Source organism: Brevundimonas sp. UBA6550 (genome assembly GCF_002434505.1).
Lineage (GTDB): Bacteria > Pseudomonadota > Alphaproteobacteria > Caulobacterales > Caulobacteraceae > Brevundimonas.
In genome coordinates, this window is record NZ_DJKE01000012.1 from 384,558 (window position 1) to 401,880 (window position 17,323).

At 66.9% G+C, this 17,323-nt stretch carries 17 protein-coding genes; 15 read left to right on the forward strand and 2 right to left on the reverse strand.

Features of this window, described 5'->3' with window-relative positions; genetic code table 11:
* The 4 genes from B3Z70_RS15320 to B3Z70_RS15335 form a co-directional block, all read left to right on the forward strand.
* Positions 1 to 262 (forward strand): hypothetical protein (locus tag B3Z70_RS15320; protein ID WP_292045857.1); only part of this gene is annotated, 262 nt, incomplete at its 5' end.
* A 6-nt stretch (positions 263 to 268) separates the two neighbouring features.
* Positions 269 to 613, forward strand: coding sequence for a head-tail joining protein (locus B3Z70_RS15325; protein WP_292045858.1), 345 nt, complete (start codon positions 269 to 271; stop codon positions 611 to 613).
* Positions 613 to 1,458, forward strand: coding sequence for a DUF6441 family protein (locus B3Z70_RS15330; protein ID WP_292045859.1), 846 nt, complete (start codon positions 613 to 615; stop codon positions 1,456 to 1,458). Before B3Z70_RS15325 ends, B3Z70_RS15330 begins: the two co-directional genes overlap by 1 nt.
* Positions 1,458 to 1,967, forward strand: coding sequence for a hypothetical protein (locus B3Z70_RS15335; RefSeq protein ID WP_292045860.1), 510 nt, complete (start codon positions 1,458 to 1,460; stop codon positions 1,965 to 1,967). The genes B3Z70_RS15330 and B3Z70_RS15335 overlap by 1 nt, the downstream gene beginning before the upstream one ends.
* A gap of 65 nt (positions 1,968 to 2,032) precedes the next feature.
* Here the strand turns inward: B3Z70_RS15335 and B3Z70_RS15340 are convergent, their stop codons facing one another.
* Entirely contained in the window at positions 2,033 to 2,269 is a 237-nt protein-coding gene (locus tag B3Z70_RS15340; protein WP_292045861.1) for a hypothetical protein, read from the reverse strand.
* Between the two features lie 39 nt (positions 2,270 to 2,308).
* Between B3Z70_RS15340 and B3Z70_RS15345 the strand changes: the two genes are divergently transcribed.
* The 10 genes from B3Z70_RS15345 (at position 2,309) to B3Z70_RS15390 (ending at position 16,407) form a co-directional block, all read left to right on the forward strand.
* A complete protein-coding gene (locus B3Z70_RS15345; protein WP_292045862.1) occupies positions 2,309 to 3,298 on the forward strand; it encodes a phage tail tube protein in 990 nt (329 codons plus the stop codon).
* 101 nt (positions 3,299 to 3,399) lie between these two features.
* On the forward strand, positions 3,400 to 4,137 hold the full coding sequence (locus B3Z70_RS15350) for a hypothetical protein (RefSeq protein ID WP_292045863.1): 738 nt from the start codon (positions 3,400 to 3,402) through the stop codon (positions 4,135 to 4,137).
* Between the two features lie 4 nt (positions 4,138 to 4,141).
* The gene (locus tag B3Z70_RS15355) at positions 4,142 to 6,622 is read left to right on the forward strand and encodes a hypothetical protein (protein ID WP_292045864.1); all 2,481 of its coding nucleotides are present in this window, start codon (positions 4,142 to 4,144) and stop codon (positions 6,620 to 6,622) included.
* Positions 6,622 to 7,539, forward strand: coding sequence for a hypothetical protein (locus tag B3Z70_RS15360; RefSeq protein ID WP_292045865.1), 918 nt, complete (start codon positions 6,622 to 6,624; stop codon positions 7,537 to 7,539). The genes B3Z70_RS15355 and B3Z70_RS15360 overlap by 1 nt, the downstream gene beginning before the upstream one ends.
* A complete protein-coding gene (locus B3Z70_RS15365; protein WP_292045866.1) occupies positions 7,536 to 8,006 on the forward strand; it encodes a hypothetical protein in 471 nt (156 codons plus the stop codon). Before B3Z70_RS15360 ends, B3Z70_RS15365 begins: the two co-directional genes overlap by 4 nt.
* 2 nt (positions 8,007 to 8,008) lie before the next feature.
* Positions 8,009 to 8,461, forward strand: a complete 453-nt coding sequence (locus B3Z70_RS15370) for a hypothetical protein (protein ID WP_292045867.1) — start codon at positions 8,009 to 8,011, stop codon at positions 8,459 to 8,461.
* 28 nt (positions 8,462 to 8,489) lie between these two features.
* The gene (gene gpJ, locus B3Z70_RS15375; protein ID WP_292045868.1) at positions 8,490 to 14,963 is read left to right on the forward strand and encodes a TipJ family phage tail tip protein; all 6,474 of its coding nucleotides are present in this window, start codon (positions 8,490 to 8,492) and stop codon (positions 14,961 to 14,963) included.
* Positions 14,964 to 15,178: 215 nt separating this feature from the next.
* Positions 15,179 to 15,496 carry a hypothetical protein gene (locus tag B3Z70_RS15380; protein WP_292045869.1) on the forward strand — a complete coding sequence of 106 codons (318 nt, stop codon included), beginning with the start codon at positions 15,179 to 15,181 and terminating at the stop codon, positions 15,494 to 15,496.
* A gap of 57 nt (positions 15,497 to 15,553) precedes the next feature.
* On the forward strand, positions 15,554 to 15,895 hold the full coding sequence (locus B3Z70_RS15385; RefSeq protein ID WP_292045870.1) for a hypothetical protein: 342 nt from the start codon (positions 15,554 to 15,556) through the stop codon (positions 15,893 to 15,895).
* Entirely contained in the window at positions 15,892 to 16,407 is a 516-nt protein-coding gene (locus B3Z70_RS15390; protein WP_292045871.1) for a hypothetical protein, read from the forward strand. Before B3Z70_RS15385 ends, B3Z70_RS15390 begins: the two co-directional genes overlap by 4 nt.
* A 16-nt stretch (positions 16,408 to 16,423) precedes the next feature.
* Here B3Z70_RS15390 and B3Z70_RS15395 read toward each other — a convergent pair whose 3' ends face one another.
* Complete coding sequence (locus tag B3Z70_RS15395; protein ID WP_292045872.1) at positions 16,424 to 16,582, reverse strand: hypothetical protein; 159 nt, start codon at positions 16,580 to 16,582, stop codon at positions 16,424 to 16,426.
* Between the two features lie 66 nt (positions 16,583 to 16,648).
* On the opposite strand from B3Z70_RS15395, the gene B3Z70_RS15400 reads away from it, so the two are divergent.
* Entirely contained in the window at positions 16,649 to 17,182 is a 534-nt protein-coding gene (locus B3Z70_RS15400) for a glycoside hydrolase family 108 protein (RefSeq protein ID WP_292045873.1), read from the forward strand.
* The last annotated feature ends 141 nt before the right edge of the window (positions 17,183 to 17,323 follow it).

A 17,323-nucleotide genomic window follows, 5' to 3' on the forward strand; every position in this document is an offset into this window, starting at 1 on the left:
GGCGGCGGCCGATAAGGCGGCAAAGCCTCCTCGCGCACGTCGTGGCCCGCCTGCGGATGGCGGCGAGGAAGAACGCGTTGACGCGATCCTGTCGACCTCGAAGCTGCTGGGCGCCGGCGGAGAACGTCTGCGCAGGGGGATGGCCGTTTCCGTGCCCAAGCGGCGCGCCTTTGCCCTGGAGCGGTCCGGAAAAATCCGCTTCGGTTCGACCGAAGAAGTCGAGCGCGCAGCGACGCGGCTTGGCTCGGCTCGCATTGGTTGATCAGCCATGGCGGGTTTCGGCGATTTGATGGCCGATCTCGACGCTACTGTCTTTGCTGAACTGTCCGATGACGCGGCGGCGATCTGGTCTCGCCCAAGCGTGTTTGCGACGACGGTGGCGGCGATGTTCGATCGCGTCGAGCAGGCGGGTTCGATCGGCGGGATGTCCATGATCGACTTAGCCGATGTCGTGCGGATCTCGGTCGCCGAAGCTGAAATCCGCCGGCCTGGCCAGCCGCCACGGTCGGGCGATGTTTTCGTTGTAGGCGGCGTTCAGGCGGTCGTGCATGGAGAGCCGTGGCGCGACGCTCAGCAGAACGGCCGCGACTGGCTCTGTCCAGTTAGTCGCTGATGGCCAGTCTTTCGGGCCGTTCGGCCTGGGGCCTGGCGACGGCCGACAGCGGGGCGTCGCGTCCGTCGCGGATCGGTCGCTACAGCGAGGGCGGCGCGGCGGTTAAGCTGACGGTCGAGGACGCCTCGGCCGGCGATCTGGGCCTTGCTCTACAAGGCAAGCTTCAGGCCTCCATCGATGACCAGCTGAAGGCGCTGCACGGCGCCTACTGGCGAGCGATGAACCGGGTGGTCGAGGCCGGCAAGGGTCGGCTGAGGGCGGACATCATCGCCGGTGGCTTCCACAACGCCCGCTCTCTGGCGAACACATGGCGCGGCAACGCCTATCCCCGGGACAAGAACAGCCTCGATGTCGCCGGCTGGATCTACACCCGCGCGGGGATGCTGATCTCGGTGTTCGAAGAGGCGACCGTCATCAAGGTCGCCGGCAACGCCCAGTTCCTGGCCATCCCCCTGGGACCGGCGAAGGCGATCGTCCGTCGCCTTCAGAAACAGAAGAAGAAGGGCCTGATCGGCCGCAACGCCTGGGGTCGGTTTGAGAAGGACGATTCCTACGTCGAGCAGGTGGCGCGGGCCATGGGCGTGGATCTGGTCCCAATCATCGCGCCGGATCGCCAGACGGGTGTGCTGGTGGCGGCGGACAAGCGGGCGCTGACCCCGACGGGACGCAAGGCCAAGGGTCTGTCCAAGCCGCCGACCCCGCTGTTCGCCCTCGCCAAGACCGCGACCTTACGCAAGCGGATCAAAGGGCAGGCGCTGCTCGACGAGATCATGAAGAACTTCGCCAGCGACTTCGTCCACGCCTTGATGGGCGAGCTGGCGGTGGATCAAAGAGAGGGCGGCTGATGACCAATCGCGAGGCTCTCCTTCAAGCCCTCGTGGCGTTGACGGCTGGTGAACCCTCATTGCCGCCGGCGGCTCTTGATGAGCCGGAGCCGTCGCATTGGCTAACCCGCATGGGCGCTGCGCCGATCGCGGGGGAACTGCTGCACGCCTTGGCCGTCCAGGACGCCACGCCAGAAACGCTGGCCTTCGTCAGGGGCGCTGAGATCGATGAGGCTGGCGAAGAACTCGAGTTCACTCCGATCATCGCCTACGCCGTCCAGGCCAAGCCGGGCGTTGGCGACACATTGGAAGCCCTGCGCGCCGCCCGCCGTCAGGCTCGCGACGAAGGCGTCCGGCTGATCGCCGATCTGATTGCTCAGAACCGCACGCTTGGCGTCGAGGCTGAAGTCTATGCCGAGGTGATGCCGCCCGCTCGCGATGACGACGTGGCGTTCGTCAACGCCTTGCCGTCAGCCACCGCCCTGATCCCGATCCGCATCCTCTACACCGGCCGCGACGCGGCTTCCTGAAGGAGACTTCGATGCCAAAAGACATCGACAACGTCGCCGCCGACAAACCCGGTTCGTCAGCGGCGTCAGCGCCCCCATCCCCGCGCGACCCTCTCGACCACGATGGTGATGGTCGCAAAGGCGGCGTCGCGCCCGTCCCGGCTGTCCAGCACTTGGCCGTAATCAAGGATGATGCCGAACGACGCCTCGTCCACGGTCAGGTGATCGCGGTTTCTGACGCCGACGCCAAGGTGTTGCTGGCGACCGACCATGTCCGGGTCGCCACCGACGTCGAGGTCGAGCTGGCCCAGCCCTTCGTCCATTCCTGGACGGCCTGACCTTCCTCTAACGGAGCCTCCGTCATGACGACTTCGAACGATCCGCGCGGCCGTCTGGCCGAACTTTACAGCGCCTCTCAGACGGCCCTGACCACGCCGGCCGCCGCGCCGGGGCAGACCTTCTTCCGTCGTCACTTTTACGACTGGACGCCCTCGCCTCAGGAAGAGCCCCAGGACGACGAACTGATGGGCGGCGGATTCGCCAACTCGATCGACGCCCGGCCTGCTGCCCCGGACATCCATCGCGCCTCGCTTCGCGTGGCCTGGCCGCTGGATCTGGCGCAGATCGGCTTTGTCCTGACCGAGCTGCTTGGCCTGCCGGCGACGACGGGCGCTGGCCCCTATGTTCACACCTTCGACAGCGCGACGACGGTCGTGCCCAGTCGGACATTCGAGCGGAAGTTGGCGGCCGGTCAGTTCGACGGCGCGACCGGCGCTGTCGCCCGCTCGCTGCAGTTCCCCATCGGATCGGATCGGGGCTACACCCGCGTCACCGCCGACTATTTCGCGCGGGAGGCGCTTGAACAGTACGGGGCCTCGATCGCGGGCGCACCGGAGACCCCGACCATCAACAGCCGCGTTCCGCGCGCGGTCGGCACGATTAAGCGCGGCGGCACCCAGCTTGCCGCCGTCATCTCGGGCGACGCCACCATTGCGAACGTCCTGGGCGAAGACAGCTACGCCGGGTCCAAGTTCGTCGATGACGTCGCATTGGAAGGTCGGACGGCGGCCATCAACATCACCGGCCGCTTCAAGGGCGCCGCCATGCGCGATCTCGGCAGGGTTCCGGTTGGCGGTGTTGTCCAGGACGCCTCCGATTTCGATCTGGAATGGGTGTTGTCGCCGTCACTGAAACTGGCCCTGACGATCCGCAATGTCCGCTTCGCCCGCGTCGGCATCGGCGCCAGCGGCCCCGGTCGTCTGGACGTGCCCCTGCGCGGTCGCGCCGAGATCGGAGCCAACGCCTCAATGGTTACGGCAGTGCTGACCAACACAACGCCGAGCTACACCTGATGCGGCCGAAACACGACGCCTGGTCGCCGGCTGAGCCTGAATGGACGCCGCTGGCGCCCGGTGTCAGATGGCTCCTGCGACGGCCTGACGGCGCGGACAGGATGATCGTCACGGCGGATGTCTCCCAGGCCATGTCTCGCATCTATCAGGGCCGCGCCGAGTTGGAGGCGCTGGGACTGGACGGCGCGATGGCTGGCGGCGATCACGTGCTCAGCCTGGACCAGCTTGTCGGCTACAGCTCCTTGCTGACGGCGAGCCGCTACGCCCGTCTTTGCCTGATCGACTGGGAGGGGATCGACCATCCTCAGACGGCTGAAAAGCTGGATCCGACCGACCCCTCGGCCATTCACGACGCCCTGGTGTTCGGCGCGCCGGGCGGTGGGGCGCCTTTGCTCGCCCCGTTCCTGGCTTGGATTGACCAGCCGCGCCGCCCCATGGGCGCGGAGACCGTCCGGCTGCGCGCCCTGGCCAAGGATCACTGGAGCGGCGGGGCTGAGCGCTGCCGGGCCTGCGCCGACGAATCCGACCTCTGCGCCAAGGGTGGATCGATCGAGGGCGGACTCTGTCCCCGTCTGAAGAATGCCCCCCTGACGCCGGAGGGCGTGGCGGCTTGGGATATCGCCAGCGGCGCCGCCGGCTTGTGGGAGCGGGCGGGCATGGCCGGCGCCGTCGCCGGTCTGCGCTATCGCGACGCCCTGCTCGTGTTCGAAGGTCAAGGCGGCGGCGATCAGCTGGACTTCGGCGCCGCCTTCACGGCGTTCCGCGCGATCGAGGCCGGCCGCCTCGAGGCCGAGGCCGAGGCCGAACAGGCCAAGGCTGACGCCGAAGTGAAAGACTGAACCGATGGCGGACGGCGGCGGCATCAATCTGCGGCTTTCGCTGAAGGGCGCCGAAGAGGTCCGCTCTGAGCTGGCCAGCATCGGTCCGGCCGGCAGTCGCATGGCGCGTGAGCTTGACCGCGCGATGCGTCAGCCGACGGGCGGGATCAAGGCCCTGGACACCGGCGTCCGCGAGGCCCGCTCCGGTTTGGAAGGATTCGCGTCTCGCGCCGGTCCGGTGGGTTCCGTGCTGCAATCCATGGGCGGCTGGGGCATGGCGGCGGCGGCGGCCTTCGCGGCGGTCGCCGTCGGGGCGGCCTCGGCGGTCCGCGTCGCCAATGAGGCGACCCAGGCCGCCGCCGCCTTGACGGATTCGGCGGAGCGCATCGGGGTCGGCACCGAGGCCTTGCAGCAATGGCGCTATGTCGCCGACGAGGCCGGGGTGCCCGTCCAAGCCTTGGAGGGCGACCTCGAGCGACTGAACGGCGTCCTGGGCAAGTTCAAGGCCGGCATCGGCGACGCCAAGCTGAAGCCCTGGTTCGAAAAGCTTCAGATCAGCAAGGGCGATCTGGACAGCATCCAGACGGCCGATCAGCTGATGCTGATGATTGCAGGTCGCCTCGAGCTGATCACCGACCGTTCTGAACAGGTTGCGGCGATGAGGGCTTTCGGCATCGAGGCATCCTTGCCGGCTCTGCGTCTTGGCGAGCAGGGCCTTCGGGATCTGCTTAGCGCCTCGAAGGATTTAGGTGTCGTCTTGGATTCTGAGACTGTCGCCAAGTTGGACGCGGCAGATCGAAAGGCGGAACTTGCTGGTCAGCAGCTGAAGGTTCTCGCGTACTCTGCGGTCGAGCCGTTAGCGACGGCGCTGGCCAACGCGGGCGCTTGGCTTGGAAATTTCTCGGTCGAGATGGATCGCGTCCAAAACAAGGGGCCGGGGTGGGCGGCTTCGTTCCAAAGCTGGATGCGGTTTCTGCCGTTCAACAACAACGCCATGTTCTCCGACGCATGGGCCGCCGGTATGACGCGGGGTGCGCAACGCCAATCAGGGATCGATGCCGGCACGACTGGCGTCGATGTCGATGACCCGGCGGCACAGCGACAGGCGCATGCCGTGCGTCAATGGTTAGCAGGCGGGCGCGACAGACCAAAACCTCCGCCCACACCAAAAGGTGGGGCTAAGGTTGATGGGGCAGCACAAGAAGCAGAACGCCGCCAGAAGGAAATCGAACGCCTCTATGAGCAGCTCGACCGCGAGGTGTCATCGTCTCGGCGGGATGTGACGCGGGAACGTTGGGCGGGCGATGCGCCGGAAGATCGTGCTCAGCTCGCCAAGAGTCTGGCAGCGTTGGATCGCAAGGAACGCGACGCGAAGATCGAGGCGTTACGTAAGGAGCTGGAGATCAAGGGCGCGCTTGATGAGCGGCGGCGTCTTCTGCTGAAGAATATCGAGGACATGAACGCGGAGGCGGATGCGGCGGAGGACCGTCGCATCATCCGCGACATGACTTTGGCGCAGCAGCAGTCTGCGCTTGAAGCCGAACGAGCCTACTCGGAGATCCAAAGCGAAATTCTATCACTCGCCTCTTCCAGCGCCCGGACGTCGGATGAGCGCCGGGCCATCGAGTTGGACTTGTTGGACATCGCCCAGCGCCGCCAGAAGGCGGAACTTGAAGTGGCGATCGCTGCCGAAGAGGACGCCGTGAAACGGGCTGGTCTGGTCGCTGCGCTTGATCGTCTTCCTGCGCTCCATGCCGCCCAGCGTGATCGGGTCATTCGTGACAACGCCGGCCCCTATGCGGCTTGGCGCGAGCATCAAATGACAGGGCCTCAGACCCAGGAGTGGCTTCAGGGGGAGGCCCTGGACGCCTTGGACGGCATGAACAAGGGTCTGATGGACGCCTGGAAGAATGCAGATGGCGCGGGTGACGCATTGATGCGGATGGGGCGCGCCGGGATCGATGCCCTGGGGCGCATCAAGGACGCGCTGTTGGAGGTCGCGATCCAGCAGATGTTCATCCAGCCCCTGACGAACGCCCTGTTCGGGGGCGGCAAGGCCAGCGGCGGCGGCTTCATCGGAAACCTGATGAACAACATCATGGGATCGGCTGGACTTGGCGGTTCGGGCAAGACGCCGATCAAGGCGGGCAAGGCGCGCGGCGGTCTGAACCCATCACGCGGTCTGGTCCCGGTCGGGGAATACGGCCTGGAGCTGATGGACATGCCGGCCGGCGCGCGGATTTACGACACCGAGCGGACGGAGCGGATGCTGCGCGACGCGACGTCGGCGGGCGGTCGGGGCGGCGCCGTGCTGCAGCCGACCTTCAACATGCCCGTGACGGTCGTGAACAACGGCTCGGAGAAACTGCAGGCGACGACGCGGCTGTCGCCGGAGGGCATCGACGTTATCCTTGAGCCGCTCGTTCGCAAGGCCGTCGGCAAGATGGGCGCAGACGGTTCTCTGGCGAAGTCATACAGCCAGACCCCTAGAGGCAAGGATCGCTGATGGCCAACGGTCTGTGGAACGCCGGTTTCCTCCAGGGCGCAGCGCACTGGGTCTCGGCCGGCGCGCTGTCCGTCGACGAACAAGCGCGGGGCGCACCCGGCCGGGCCGTCCTGAGGGCGTCCAAGGTCGTGCCGACGTCAGGGGCGCCGGTCGAAATCCAGCCTGCGGCGTCGGATCGCGTGCCGGTGGAGGCAGGGCAGACGGTGGAACTGTCGGCGGCGGCCTTGGGTCTGCTGGGGACGGTGGAGACGCCGGCCGCGCCGAAAGCCTTCGTCATCTTCTACAATGGCGCGGGCGGCGTGATCGAGAAACGGCCCCTGACCGTCCGCGCGCCTGAGATCGCTGGTCATGCCCCCGGCCGCGCAGGCGTTCGCGGCAGCTTCTACACGGTTCAGCAGCGCGAGGTCGCCCCGGCGGCGACAGCGCGGGCCAGCTTCTGGATCGAGGCGCAGTCCTCGGCTGCGAACCAGACCGTCGTGATCCTGGCGCTGAAGCCGATGCTGGCGGTCGTCGAACCCAGCCGGACGGCGCCCCTGCTTTGGACGCCAGGCCGCCACGACGACCCGGACCTCGCCTTTCTGGCCTGGCCCGACATCCTCAAGCCTTTCCGCAACGGCGCCGGCGGCGAACCCCAGCCCGGCAGGGTCGAGTATCAGGCCGGCGCGGGCCGGCCGAAATCCCGCCGCACCGCCCTTGATCCGGTGCGGAAGTTCGTCGGGCAAATCCGCTGCGACGGCGTCGAGCGGTCAGAGCTGGAAAAGTTCTGGCGCGAAGGGCCGGGCGACTTCTGGATGGTCGAACCCGACACCGACCGACTGTGCGTCGCCAGCTGGGCTGCCGACGGCGCGCCTGTGATGACCGAGCAGCGCGGGCCCACCTGTATCATGCAGGTCGGTCTTTGGATGGAGACGGCATGACCGACGTCACCGAGGACATGATCGAAGCCGCCTGGCGGCGCGAGGAAGACCCGGTCGCGCAGCTGATCGTCATCCGTTCCGACGCGGACCCCACGCCGATTTCCGTCACGGACTGGCCCGAGGGGATAACGTCCAACGGGGTCGACTATCCCCACTTCCCGTTCGAACTGGTCTGGCACGGCGCCAGCAAGGAAGATCCTTTCGGCAAGGGCAAACTGACCATCGGCAATGTGGACCGGCGCGTCGAGGAGGCGTGCGACGCCGCCTTGACGCCGCCCGAGATCGACCTCTCGCTTGTCTGCGTCGAGGCGCCCGATGTCGTGGAACAGGCGGTGCTGGGTGCCAAGGTGCCGAATGTCGAGGGCGACGCGATGCAGGTCAGCGCCGTGATCCGGCCTCGGGACTTCAGCGAAGAGCCGGCGTGCGCGGTGAAATACGTCCCATCCACTGTGCCGGGCATGTTCTGACCATGCAGATGGTCGTCCCGTCCGACCTCGAAGAGAGGGCGGCGGGCCTGATCGGCCGCCCCTTCCTGCCGAAGGGCGACACGCCGGACGGTTGGGACTGCCGGGGGCTGGCGCGCTGGTGCCTGAGGGAATGGTGTGACGTCGCCGTTCCCGACTATCTCGACCTCTACGCCGCCGGCATCGTTTCGCCAGGCGGTCGCCGCGAGCGCGCGCGGCTGCTTGCTGAAGGATTGGGCGCAACGTGGCGTCCTGTCGAAGCCCAGGCCGGTGCGGTCGCCCTGCTCTCCTGGCTGGGTCAATCGGGACACGTCGGCTTCATGCTGTCCCAGACCCGCATCCTCCACGCCGACATCCGGGTCGGCACGGCGACGTTCGATCTGACTGATCCGGCCGCCGCCTACAGGCTGAAGGGCGCCTTCGTCCCGGCCTTCGTCACAGACATTCGCCACGCCTGACGGCGCGGCCAGACTTTCGTGAGGTCTCATGGCTGACGGCAGCGTTCCTATCGTGCTGTCACCGGAGCCGTTCGCGCGCACGACGACCTACGTCGAGGCGCCGGCCGGCTGCACGGTGCGGACCATGCTGGCCTCGGCCGTCAGCCGGGGACACCTGAAGCTCGACGACCTCGCGCGGACCAATGTCTATGTCGACGGCGTCCGGCTGGACCGCGAGGACGCCCTGACGATGGTCCTGCACGAGGGCCAGGTGATCAACGTCGTGGTCGAACCGCTGGGCGGCGGCAGCGGCGGCAAGAAGGAAATCGGTCAGATCCTGCTGACCATCGCGGTGATCGCGGTGAGCATGTGGGTCGGCGGCCCGGCGGGGCCGTTGCAGGCCTGGCCCATGCTGGCGCGGCAGGTCGCGGCCGCCGCCATCCTGACGGCCGGGCAGATGGCGGTCGCCGCGATCTTCAAGCCCGAGACCAACGTCACCAAGACGAACGACCGCTACGCCCTGTCCTCGGCGTCCAACCAGTATCGGCAATGGGGCGCCATGCCCCTGGCGCTGGGCGAGGTGGTCGTGGCGCCCGACCTCGCGGTCAAGACCTTCACCCAGGCGCATGGCGAGGATCAGTGGATCTACGGCATCCTCGGACTCCACTATGGCCCCTGCACGGCGACAGACCTAAAGATCGGCGACACGCTGGTCAGTTCGATGGGCGCCAACGATGTGCGGGTCGCCTACCACCTGACCCCTGGCCCCCGCACCTTCAGCATCGTAGCCAACGATACCGACCAGCTGGACCTGCAGGAGGAGCTTGCCGCGACCGTATCGGGCGCGACGCCTGTGGTGCGCGCCGGCTCGGCCGAAGGCGAACGGTTCGAGTTCGACTTCTTCATGCCGCAGGGCCTGTATTTCGCGAAGGACGACGGGCGGAAGATCGCCGCGTCCGTGACCGTGACGATCCGCTATCGACCGATCGATCAGAACGGCGTCCCGACGGGCGGCGGCGCTTGGCAGAGCGGCCTGACAGTTCCTTTGACCTCGGCGTCCAGCGACCCCTGGCGCTTCACCCAATCGATCAGCCTGCCGCTGGGCCGTTACGAGTTCGAAGTCGTTCGCTCCAGGCTGGAAGACACGAACGCCAAGCGCAAGACTGACATCGGTTGGACGGCGATCCGGGCCATCGCCTTCCGCAAACCCGTGGCGGACGAAACCCTCTCGCTGATCGAGTTCGCCGTCAGGGCTTCGGCTCTCAATCAGGGCAGCCTCGCGCCCCTGACCTGCTGCATCATCCCGATCTGCGAGACCTGGACCGGCAACGCCTGGGGCGCGCCGGTGCCGACCTCCAACCCGGCCGCCGTGACGCGCTGGCTGATGACGGGTCCGGCCCCCGCCTTGCCCCTGTCCTCGGCGCAGGCGGACGTGGGTCTGCGGACCTGGGCCGCCCTGTGCGACCAGTATGACTGGAAGGCCCATCTCTATCTGACCGAGGACCGGAAGCAGGACGCCGTCTTGCAACTGCTCGGGATGAACGGCCGCGCCAGTCTGTTCTGGGACGGAACCCAGCTGGTGGCGTCCCCCTGGACGGAAAAGCCCGCGCCACGTCAGTTGTTCGCCGGGTCGAACCTGAAGGATCACCGCTGGGAGATCGTCTTCCCCGATCCGGTCCACGCCCTGCGCGTCGAGTTCCAGAACATCGAACAGGGTGGCGAGGCGGACGAGGTCTATGTCTATGCCGATGGATATGGCGAGACGGCCGACGCTGCGAACGGCATCGAGGCGGCGACGCTGGTCGAAGCCTTGCGCCTGGAAGGCCAGCAGACTCTTGAGCGCGCCTATCGCGACGGTCGTTGGAACCTCGCGGCCCGCATCCACCAGCGCCGCGTCGACAGCTGGTCGACAGACATCGAGCATATCGTCTGCCGCTTCGGCGACCGGGTTCGCCTGGCGTGGGATCGTGTCGGCACGGCGAACGCCACGGTGCGGAACCGCATCTGGTCCGGCGGCCTGGTCTCTGGCCTGCGCCTGAGCCAGCCGGTCCGCATGGAGCCGGGCCGGACCTATGCGCTGGATATTCGGCTGCCGGGCCAGGTGCTGACCGGCGTTCCGGTGGTGAATCCTGCGACGTCCATGCCGGTCGTGACGCGAACGATCAGCTTCGTCGATCTGCGGAACGCCAACGTCAGCCCGCGCGGCGGCGACCTGATCGCCTTCGGGGAGCCTGAGCGCATCAGCGAGGACGTCGAGGTCATAGGCATCACGCCCGGCCCTGATCTGACCGCCACCCTGGTCGGCATCCGCTATGTCGCGCCGCTGCTGATGGCGGCCGAGACAGGACCAATCCCGCCGCTGAAGAGCCGCCTGACGCGCGAGCGCGCCATGGACCCGCCTATGCCGACCCTGCTGGGTTGGCAGGCGGATGCAGAGGGCGTGCGCATCGGGTTCTCGATGCCTCCATGGCGCGGATCGCCTGTCACAGGCTTCACCCTGCGCTGGCGCCAGACACCGGGGGCTGGCCAGTCGGCCGCCTGGGTGTCGTTGCCGGACCTTCCCGCCAATGCGATGACGGCGGTCCTGCCGCCCCTCCGAGAGCTTCCTGCCGAGGCGACCAACGCGACCAGCGCTCAGGTGCAGATCGTCGTCATGACGGCCGATGGTCGCGCGTCCGCCCCATTGCAGGTGACGGTTTCGGAACAGGCGATCCAGCAGCCGCCGGCTGGAGACTGGACCGTTGCCGAACTGACGGAAGGGCCTGACGGATCGCGGCAGTCCGGCTTCCTGGTCATCGGCCTGGTCGGTTCGATCAACCCACACCGGGTTACGGTCGAGTATGGCGCCTCGGCGACTGGCCCCTGGGACGCTGCCTTCGACGGGCCTCCGGTCAATGGCGTCGTCCGTGCGCCAATCTTGGGAATGCAGCCGGGCGGCCATTGCTGGATCGGCATCACCTATTGGACGCCGCAGGGTGTGGCGCCCAGCGGTCGCCGCATCCTGGGGCCATATACCGCACCTGGTCTGATCGCTGGCGACCTGTCGCCGGAGAGCCCGGTGCGGATCGCGGTGACGGAGATCACAGATAGGCTGGTCGGCGTCGAGGGGATTTCTGCGGCGAACGCGGCGGCGGTGGCGGACCTTCAGGAGGTCTATGGCGATACGGCCAGTTCGGCCCAGAATGCCGCCGTCGCCGCCGAAAAGGCGAGCCAGGCGATCCTGGCCCAGGCCGGAGCGGTCACGGCCGAACAGGGCGCTCTGTCCGCGAAGTCCGACTCCGTTGCGGCGGCCGGGGCGAGCGCGTCCTCGGCCTCTCAGGCGGGCGGGTTCAAGACGGCCGCCGAGGCCGCATCCGCCGCTGCGACGGAACAGAAGCTGCAGGCCCAGGCCGCGCGCGATGAAGCGGGAGCGAATGCCGCCGCGTCGGCGCAGTCGGCCGCGAACGCCAGCGCGTCGGAGACCCAAGCGGGCTTACAGGCAGCAGCGTCACAATCCGCGAAGAATGCGGCCGAGGCTGCGCGTGGGCAGGCCGAGACCTACAGAAACGAGACCGCGACGGCGCGTGATACGGCGCAGGGTGCAGCGGCGATGGCGACAGCCCAGGCGGGCCTTTCCGCCTCGTCGGCCGGCGCATCGCAGGCGGCCGCCAACTCGCCTCTGGCCACTTCGCCCGCGCTGTCGCCGGACGCCTTCCTGGTCAACTCATGGGCGACGCTGAACGGGCAGCCCAACCTGCGCCAGGTCTTCGCGGACAATCCGGGCAAGATTTACCCGATCAACTCGACCGTCGAGGTCAACAACTTCGGCGTCGGCGTGCATCTCAACACGGCGAAGGCGGTTGCACGGCCCGAAGGCCATCGTTTCCGGTATTCGGCCCGCATCCGGCGCATGGCCGAAGGCGGCGATGCGTCGCAGAACCGCGTGACGCTTTATGCGTGGTTCTGGAACGCCGATGGCGTCGAGATCGGCGGCGCGGAACTGATGGACGTCAACCCTGGAACAGCCCAGGGCACACGATTGCTATCGGCCGAGTATCTGCCTCCGTCCGGCACAGCCTGGACCCGGACGATGCTGCGAATCTGGTCGATGGTCGGCGTCACGGCGGCTCTCTCGATAGAGACCGAGGATGTCGAAGCGGAAAAGACGGCGACAGCCGCCGCCGCCGCATCGGTCGCGTCTGCCGGAATGGCGAGCACAAAGGCCGACGAAGCGGGCGTCAGCGCTGCGGCCGCCAATGCGGCGAAGGTCGCGGCCGAGGTGGCGCGTGACGGGTCGAGCGGCTCGGCTGCAGCCTCAGCGACCAGCGCTTCTCAGGCTCTGGCCTACCGTAATCAGGCGGGTGAGTTCGCCTCGTCGTCGAGCGGGTCTGCAAACGCGGCGGGAACGGCGGCCGGCCAGGCCCAGGCCTATCGCGACCAATCGGCGAGTTCGGCCGCGACTGCGAATGCGGCGTCCGTCAGTTCTGGGGTCAGCGCCACGACTGCGCAGCGTGCGGCGGAGAGCACCTTGCCCTCGACGTTCGAAGAGAACGGCCGCTATTTCGGCACCGTCACCGGGCCTGGGTTGGCCCTCGGCGACATAAACTATCAGGTCTTTTTCCCGACCATCGCCGGCATTGGGAAGGTGGTTAACCGTGACGGGTTTGCGGAATATGGCACGAAGGGCGTCATCGCCCTGAAGCCTGGACGGAAACACCGGGTCCGCTCGCGCGGTCGGATCGTCCAGAACGGCCCGAACGACACGCATCAGTGGGTGCTTGGCTTCCAGATCTATGACGCCAACGGCACGATTCTGAACCAATGGTGGACCGAGTTCAGCAACATCAAACGTCATGCTGATGGATGGTATGACATCGGTGGATCGGAGCCGACGACCGAACAGTTGCAGGCGCATGCGCCGGGCGCCACCTATATTCGGCCCTACGTCCTTCAAGGTTGGGGCGCCTCGGTCTATCCGGGTTCCATCTCCGAGGTTGCCTTCCTCCGCTATGAGGATGTGACCGAAAGCGCCGCCGCCGCCAACTCGGCCGCCGCCGCTCTCTCTTCCCAGGCCGGCGCCGACGCCGCCGCATCTCGTGCTTCGATCAGCGCCAATCTGGCGGCCTCGGTCGGGGCCAACGCCAGCGTCGTGAACAACAGTCGGTTCCTGAACTGGCCTGCCGGTCAGCCGCGCCCGGCAGGGTGGGATGACTGGGCGAACGCCAACGGCACGCCGAACCTCGGCCCGGTGGATGGATGGAACGGCCGACGTCCTGTCCGGATGCAGTATGTGTCCAGCATGCAGGACCTGGGCATGAAGCAGGTCATCAGCGGCTTCAGGGGCGCGGGTGCCTACAATCTGGAAGTGGAGATCGCCATCCCGTGGGGCGGCCCGACCGGGACCGGCTTCCAGGGCGCGGGCGTCCTGATCCAGTGCATGGACGCCAACTTCAACTATCTCGGCGACGGCGGCGTGCTCCGTTTCTTCCAAGACCCCGACACCGGCGGGTATGTCGCGGGCAGCGGGTCGGGCGACGGCAAAATCTATCGCTTCAGCAAGCGGGTCGATTTGCTGCCGAACACGGCGAGCGTGCAGCTTTACCTGATGAGCCGTTGGAAAGACGGCTTCCTGCCTCAGGGCGCAAACGAGAACAAGACGCTGGACTGGTACAGCTGCGACCTCTCGCCCGTGACGGAGGGAGATCGCGCGGTTCCGGCGCTGGCGGCTCAACTCAACGTCACTGCCGCCGTTGCGGCCGATGCACAAAGCCGACTGGCCAGCGTGATATTCGAAATCATCGGTGCATCGGGAGGCGACCCCTTCCAGCTCCTGTTCAGGACGATAGGGTCCAGCTCCTACGGTCGCCTGGTCGCGTCTGCTCTCGAATTCTGCAACGTCGTCGGCGGACAGGTCGTCACCGCCATGAAGCTGATCGGCGGGGAAGTCTTCTTCATGCGCCCGATCTATGTCGATGTGGGTCAAGCCCGACTGATCGTTGGACCAGGAAATGGTTGGGTCCTTTGGTTCGGGCCGTCCAGCAACTCCGCAGCCCAGGCGACCCGCACGAACGGCGTGTTCTGCATGGGGACGGACGGCAAGGTCTACTACGGCACGGCTGAACTGGGGGGCGCCAGCAAAGCCAACGGGGTGAAAAGGTTTGCGTCGAGCGCTGGCGGCTCTGCCGCTATCTCCACGCCCTTCGAGAACACTCAGGCCGGCAGCTTGATCACCTGCACCGGGAGCATCGACGGCGGCTCGCTAACGACCGCCAACGCCACGGTCTACGGGAGTGTCTCGATCTACGAGCAGACATCAGGTGCGGAGCGTCTGTTGTTCTCTCGGCCCATCGAAATGTCTTCGGGCGAGTTGCAGCTTCCCAATGGCAGCTACGCCATCGAAACGGGCGGCAGTTGGTCAGGCCAGCAGTTCGGCGAGTTGAGCGGGTCCGTGTCCTACCGCGTCGCCTTCACGAGATCAGGACCGAACCAGTTCGTAAACGGCGCGACGATCTCAGCCGCCGTCGTCGTAACCCCTGCAGCTTAAGGATAATCCAATGCCCAACGCCATCCTCACCAAGCATGACGGCACGATCACCAGCATCCCGGCCGCCCGGATCGGTGCCAAGCTATGAAACTCTGAGTGACGACAGGCTGCGGCTCTACTGGCAGCCCCCGAAGGGCGATCCGGTCCCTCTTGACGTCAACAACACCCCCGAAAACCTCGCGCGTCTCGACGCCGATATCGAAGGAGCCTGAACCATGGCCAAGACCCCTACGCCCGAAGAAATCGAAGCCGCCCGCCAATTGGTGGCGCAGGCGGACGCCGCCGCCGCTGCTGCACGCAAGGCGGCGATCTTGGCGACCCTGAAGCCCTTCACCGACGCCGGGCTTGGCTTGACGTCAGAGGGCGGCGCGGTCGCGGGGCTGATCAGCGTCATGCGCGCCAACTACGCCACCCTGAGCGAAATCGACCCCAGCCTGCCGAACCTCGTCTTCAGCACCGCTCAGGTTCTTCAGACGCTCGATGATCGGGTGCGGAGCCTGTCGGCGATGAACGCCGCGACGCCGCAGCTCTGACCTGACCAAAGCCGCCCACACGGCTGTTCCACCACGGCCTGACTATTGGAGGGGCGGATGTTCGACCCGCGTGAACTGCCCTGGTTCTGGGGCCTGTGTGGCGGCCTGATCGCTGGCGGCCTGGGCATGATCCCGGCCTATGGGTCCAAGGGCGCTACGCGCGAGGCCAGGGTGCGCGCCTGGTTGTCGCTGGCCATCGGCGTCTTCGCCGGGCCGGTGGCGGCCGAGGCGGCGACCTCGACCATCGTCGCCCTGGTTAAGGTTCTGGACTTCCGCGTCGCGGCGCTGGCCATCGGCTGGATGGCCGCCAACGATCCGCGCGGCTTCTTCAATCTGGTGGGGCGCATCATCAAGGCCGGCCTTCGGGCCGCCGTCGAAAGCAAGGAGGCGTCGTCATGACGCATCACGCATGGGTCGTTTTGACGGGAATGCTGTTCCTGTCGGCAGGTGGGGTGATGACAGTGGTGTTTCGGTTGCTCGGGCCCACCTACCACACCCGGATCTCGGGCAGCTTGTTCCTGCGATCCGTCGTCTTCCTGATCGCCGTCTTCCTGATGGTGAGAGGGGCGACGACCGTGTTCCCCGGCCGGCTGATCAAGGTCGAGCATATGTCGCCCCTGCTGCCGTTGGGCGCCCTGTGTTCGCTGGCTTTCGCCCTCATCGTTCTGGACTTCGTGCAGCGCGACCGCAGCCCGCCGCCCTGGAGCGTGTCGGTGATCCGGCTGTTCACCCTGGCGCGCCGGGAGCGATGGGCGACGGCGGCGGCGATGGCCCTGCCACCGGCGGGCCTGCTGGATCGGCCGGTGTCGGATCAACCGCAGACCCGCATCCGGGTCGCCATCATCGGCACCGCCCTGATCCTGATTGCCGCCGCTGCTCTGACCATCGCCTACAACGGGTTGGCGGGGTGACGAACCTGGGTCTCTTCTAGCCCGCGATCATCCGGGTCAGCCAATAGACCCCGCCAGCGATCAACGCCCACAGGGCGAAGCCGGCGCCGACCATGACGACCAGCCGGACGCGCGGCGACCAGCGCTTCACTGGCGCGCCCCATAGCGGGCTTCCGTTATCGTGCTTCATCGGCATGGCCGCGACCTAAGCACATGCGAACGCCGTTCGCATCCCGCCCCCCCCACAATCTGGAGACTGACCATGACCGAACAGGAGCGGTTTGACCGCAGCCTGCACGCTGTGCTGCGCCATGAAGGCGGCTATGTGGACCACCCACGCGATCCAGGCGGTGCGACGAACCTCGGGATCACCTTGGGGACAGCCAAGGCGTATCGCCTCGATCTCGACGGCGACGGCGACGTGGACAAGGACGATGTGCGGCTTCTGACGCCGAAGACGGCCGCGCCCGTATATCGCCAGGGCTATTGGCTGAAGGCGGCCTGCGACAAGCTGCCCGCCGGTGTCGATTACATGATCTTCGACCTGGCGGTGAACAGCGGCGTGGACCGCGCGAAACGCTACCTGCAGCGGGCGGCCGGCGTCACGGAAGACGGACAGATTGGGCCAAAGACCTTGGCGGCCGTGGGCAGGCTCGACCCGTCGCGCCTCGTCGAGCGGCTGTCGGAAATCCGTGAAGCCTTCTACCGATCGCTGCCCACGTTCAGCACGTTCGGGAAGGGCTGGATGCGGCGCCTGAACGAGGTGGAGGCCAAGGCGCTGGAGTGGGCCAGGTGACCGCCCTCGCCTTCCTCCGCTCCATCCCCCGCATGCTCGCCCCGACCGGCTGGATGATCGTCGCCATCATCGCCGCCTTCGTCCTGACCGGCGCCTACTGCTCATACAGAGGCGCACAGGGCGAACGAGACCGTCAGGCGG

Bases quoted from the DNA above. Each gene is read 5' to 3' on its own strand.
- B3Z70_RS15325 (WP_292045858.1), top strand. From the start codon at position 269: ATGGCGGGTTTCGGCGATTTGATGGCCGATCTCGACGCTACTGTCTTT.
- B3Z70_RS15330 (WP_292045859.1), top strand. From the start codon at position 613: ATGGCCAGTCTTTCGGGCCGTTCGGCCTGGGGCCTGGCGACGGCCGAC.
- B3Z70_RS15335 (WP_292045860.1), top strand. From the start codon at position 1,458: ATGACCAATCGCGAGGCTCTCCTTCAAGCCCTCGTGGCGTTGACGGCT.
- B3Z70_RS15340 (WP_292045861.1), bottom strand. From the start codon at position 2,269: ATGGACGAAGGGCTGGGCCAGCTCGACCTCGACGTCGGTGGCGACCCG.
- B3Z70_RS15345 (WP_292045862.1), top strand. From the start codon at position 2,309: ATGACGACTTCGAACGATCCGCGCGGCCGTCTGGCCGAACTTTACAGC.
- B3Z70_RS15350 (WP_292045863.1), top strand. From the start codon at position 3,400: ATGATCGTCACGGCGGATGTCTCCCAGGCCATGTCTCGCATCTATCAG.
- B3Z70_RS15355 (WP_292045864.1), top strand. From the start codon at position 4,142: ATGGCGGACGGCGGCGGCATCAATCTGCGGCTTTCGCTGAAGGGCGCC.
- B3Z70_RS15360 (WP_292045865.1), top strand. From the start codon at position 6,622: ATGGCCAACGGTCTGTGGAACGCCGGTTTCCTCCAGGGCGCAGCGCAC.
- B3Z70_RS15365 (WP_292045866.1), top strand. From the start codon at position 7,536: ATGACCGACGTCACCGAGGACATGATCGAAGCCGCCTGGCGGCGCGAG.
- B3Z70_RS15370 (WP_292045867.1), top strand. From the start codon at position 8,009: ATGCAGATGGTCGTCCCGTCCGACCTCGAAGAGAGGGCGGCGGGCCTG.
- gpJ (WP_292045868.1), top strand. From the start codon at position 8,490: ATGGCTGACGGCAGCGTTCCTATCGTGCTGTCACCGGAGCCGTTCGCG.
- B3Z70_RS15380 (WP_292045869.1), top strand. From the start codon at position 15,179: ATGGCCAAGACCCCTACGCCCGAAGAAATCGAAGCCGCCCGCCAATTG.
- B3Z70_RS15385 (WP_292045870.1), top strand. From the start codon at position 15,554: ATGTTCGACCCGCGTGAACTGCCCTGGTTCTGGGGCCTGTGTGGCGGC.
- B3Z70_RS15390 (WP_292045871.1), top strand. From the start codon at position 15,892: ATGACGCATCACGCATGGGTCGTTTTGACGGGAATGCTGTTCCTGTCG.
- B3Z70_RS15395 (WP_292045872.1), bottom strand. From the start codon at position 16,582: ATGCCGATGAAGCACGATAACGGAAGCCCGCTATGGGGCGCGCCAGTG.
- B3Z70_RS15400 (WP_292045873.1), top strand. From the start codon at position 16,649: ATGACCGAACAGGAGCGGTTTGACCGCAGCCTGCACGCTGTGCTGCGC.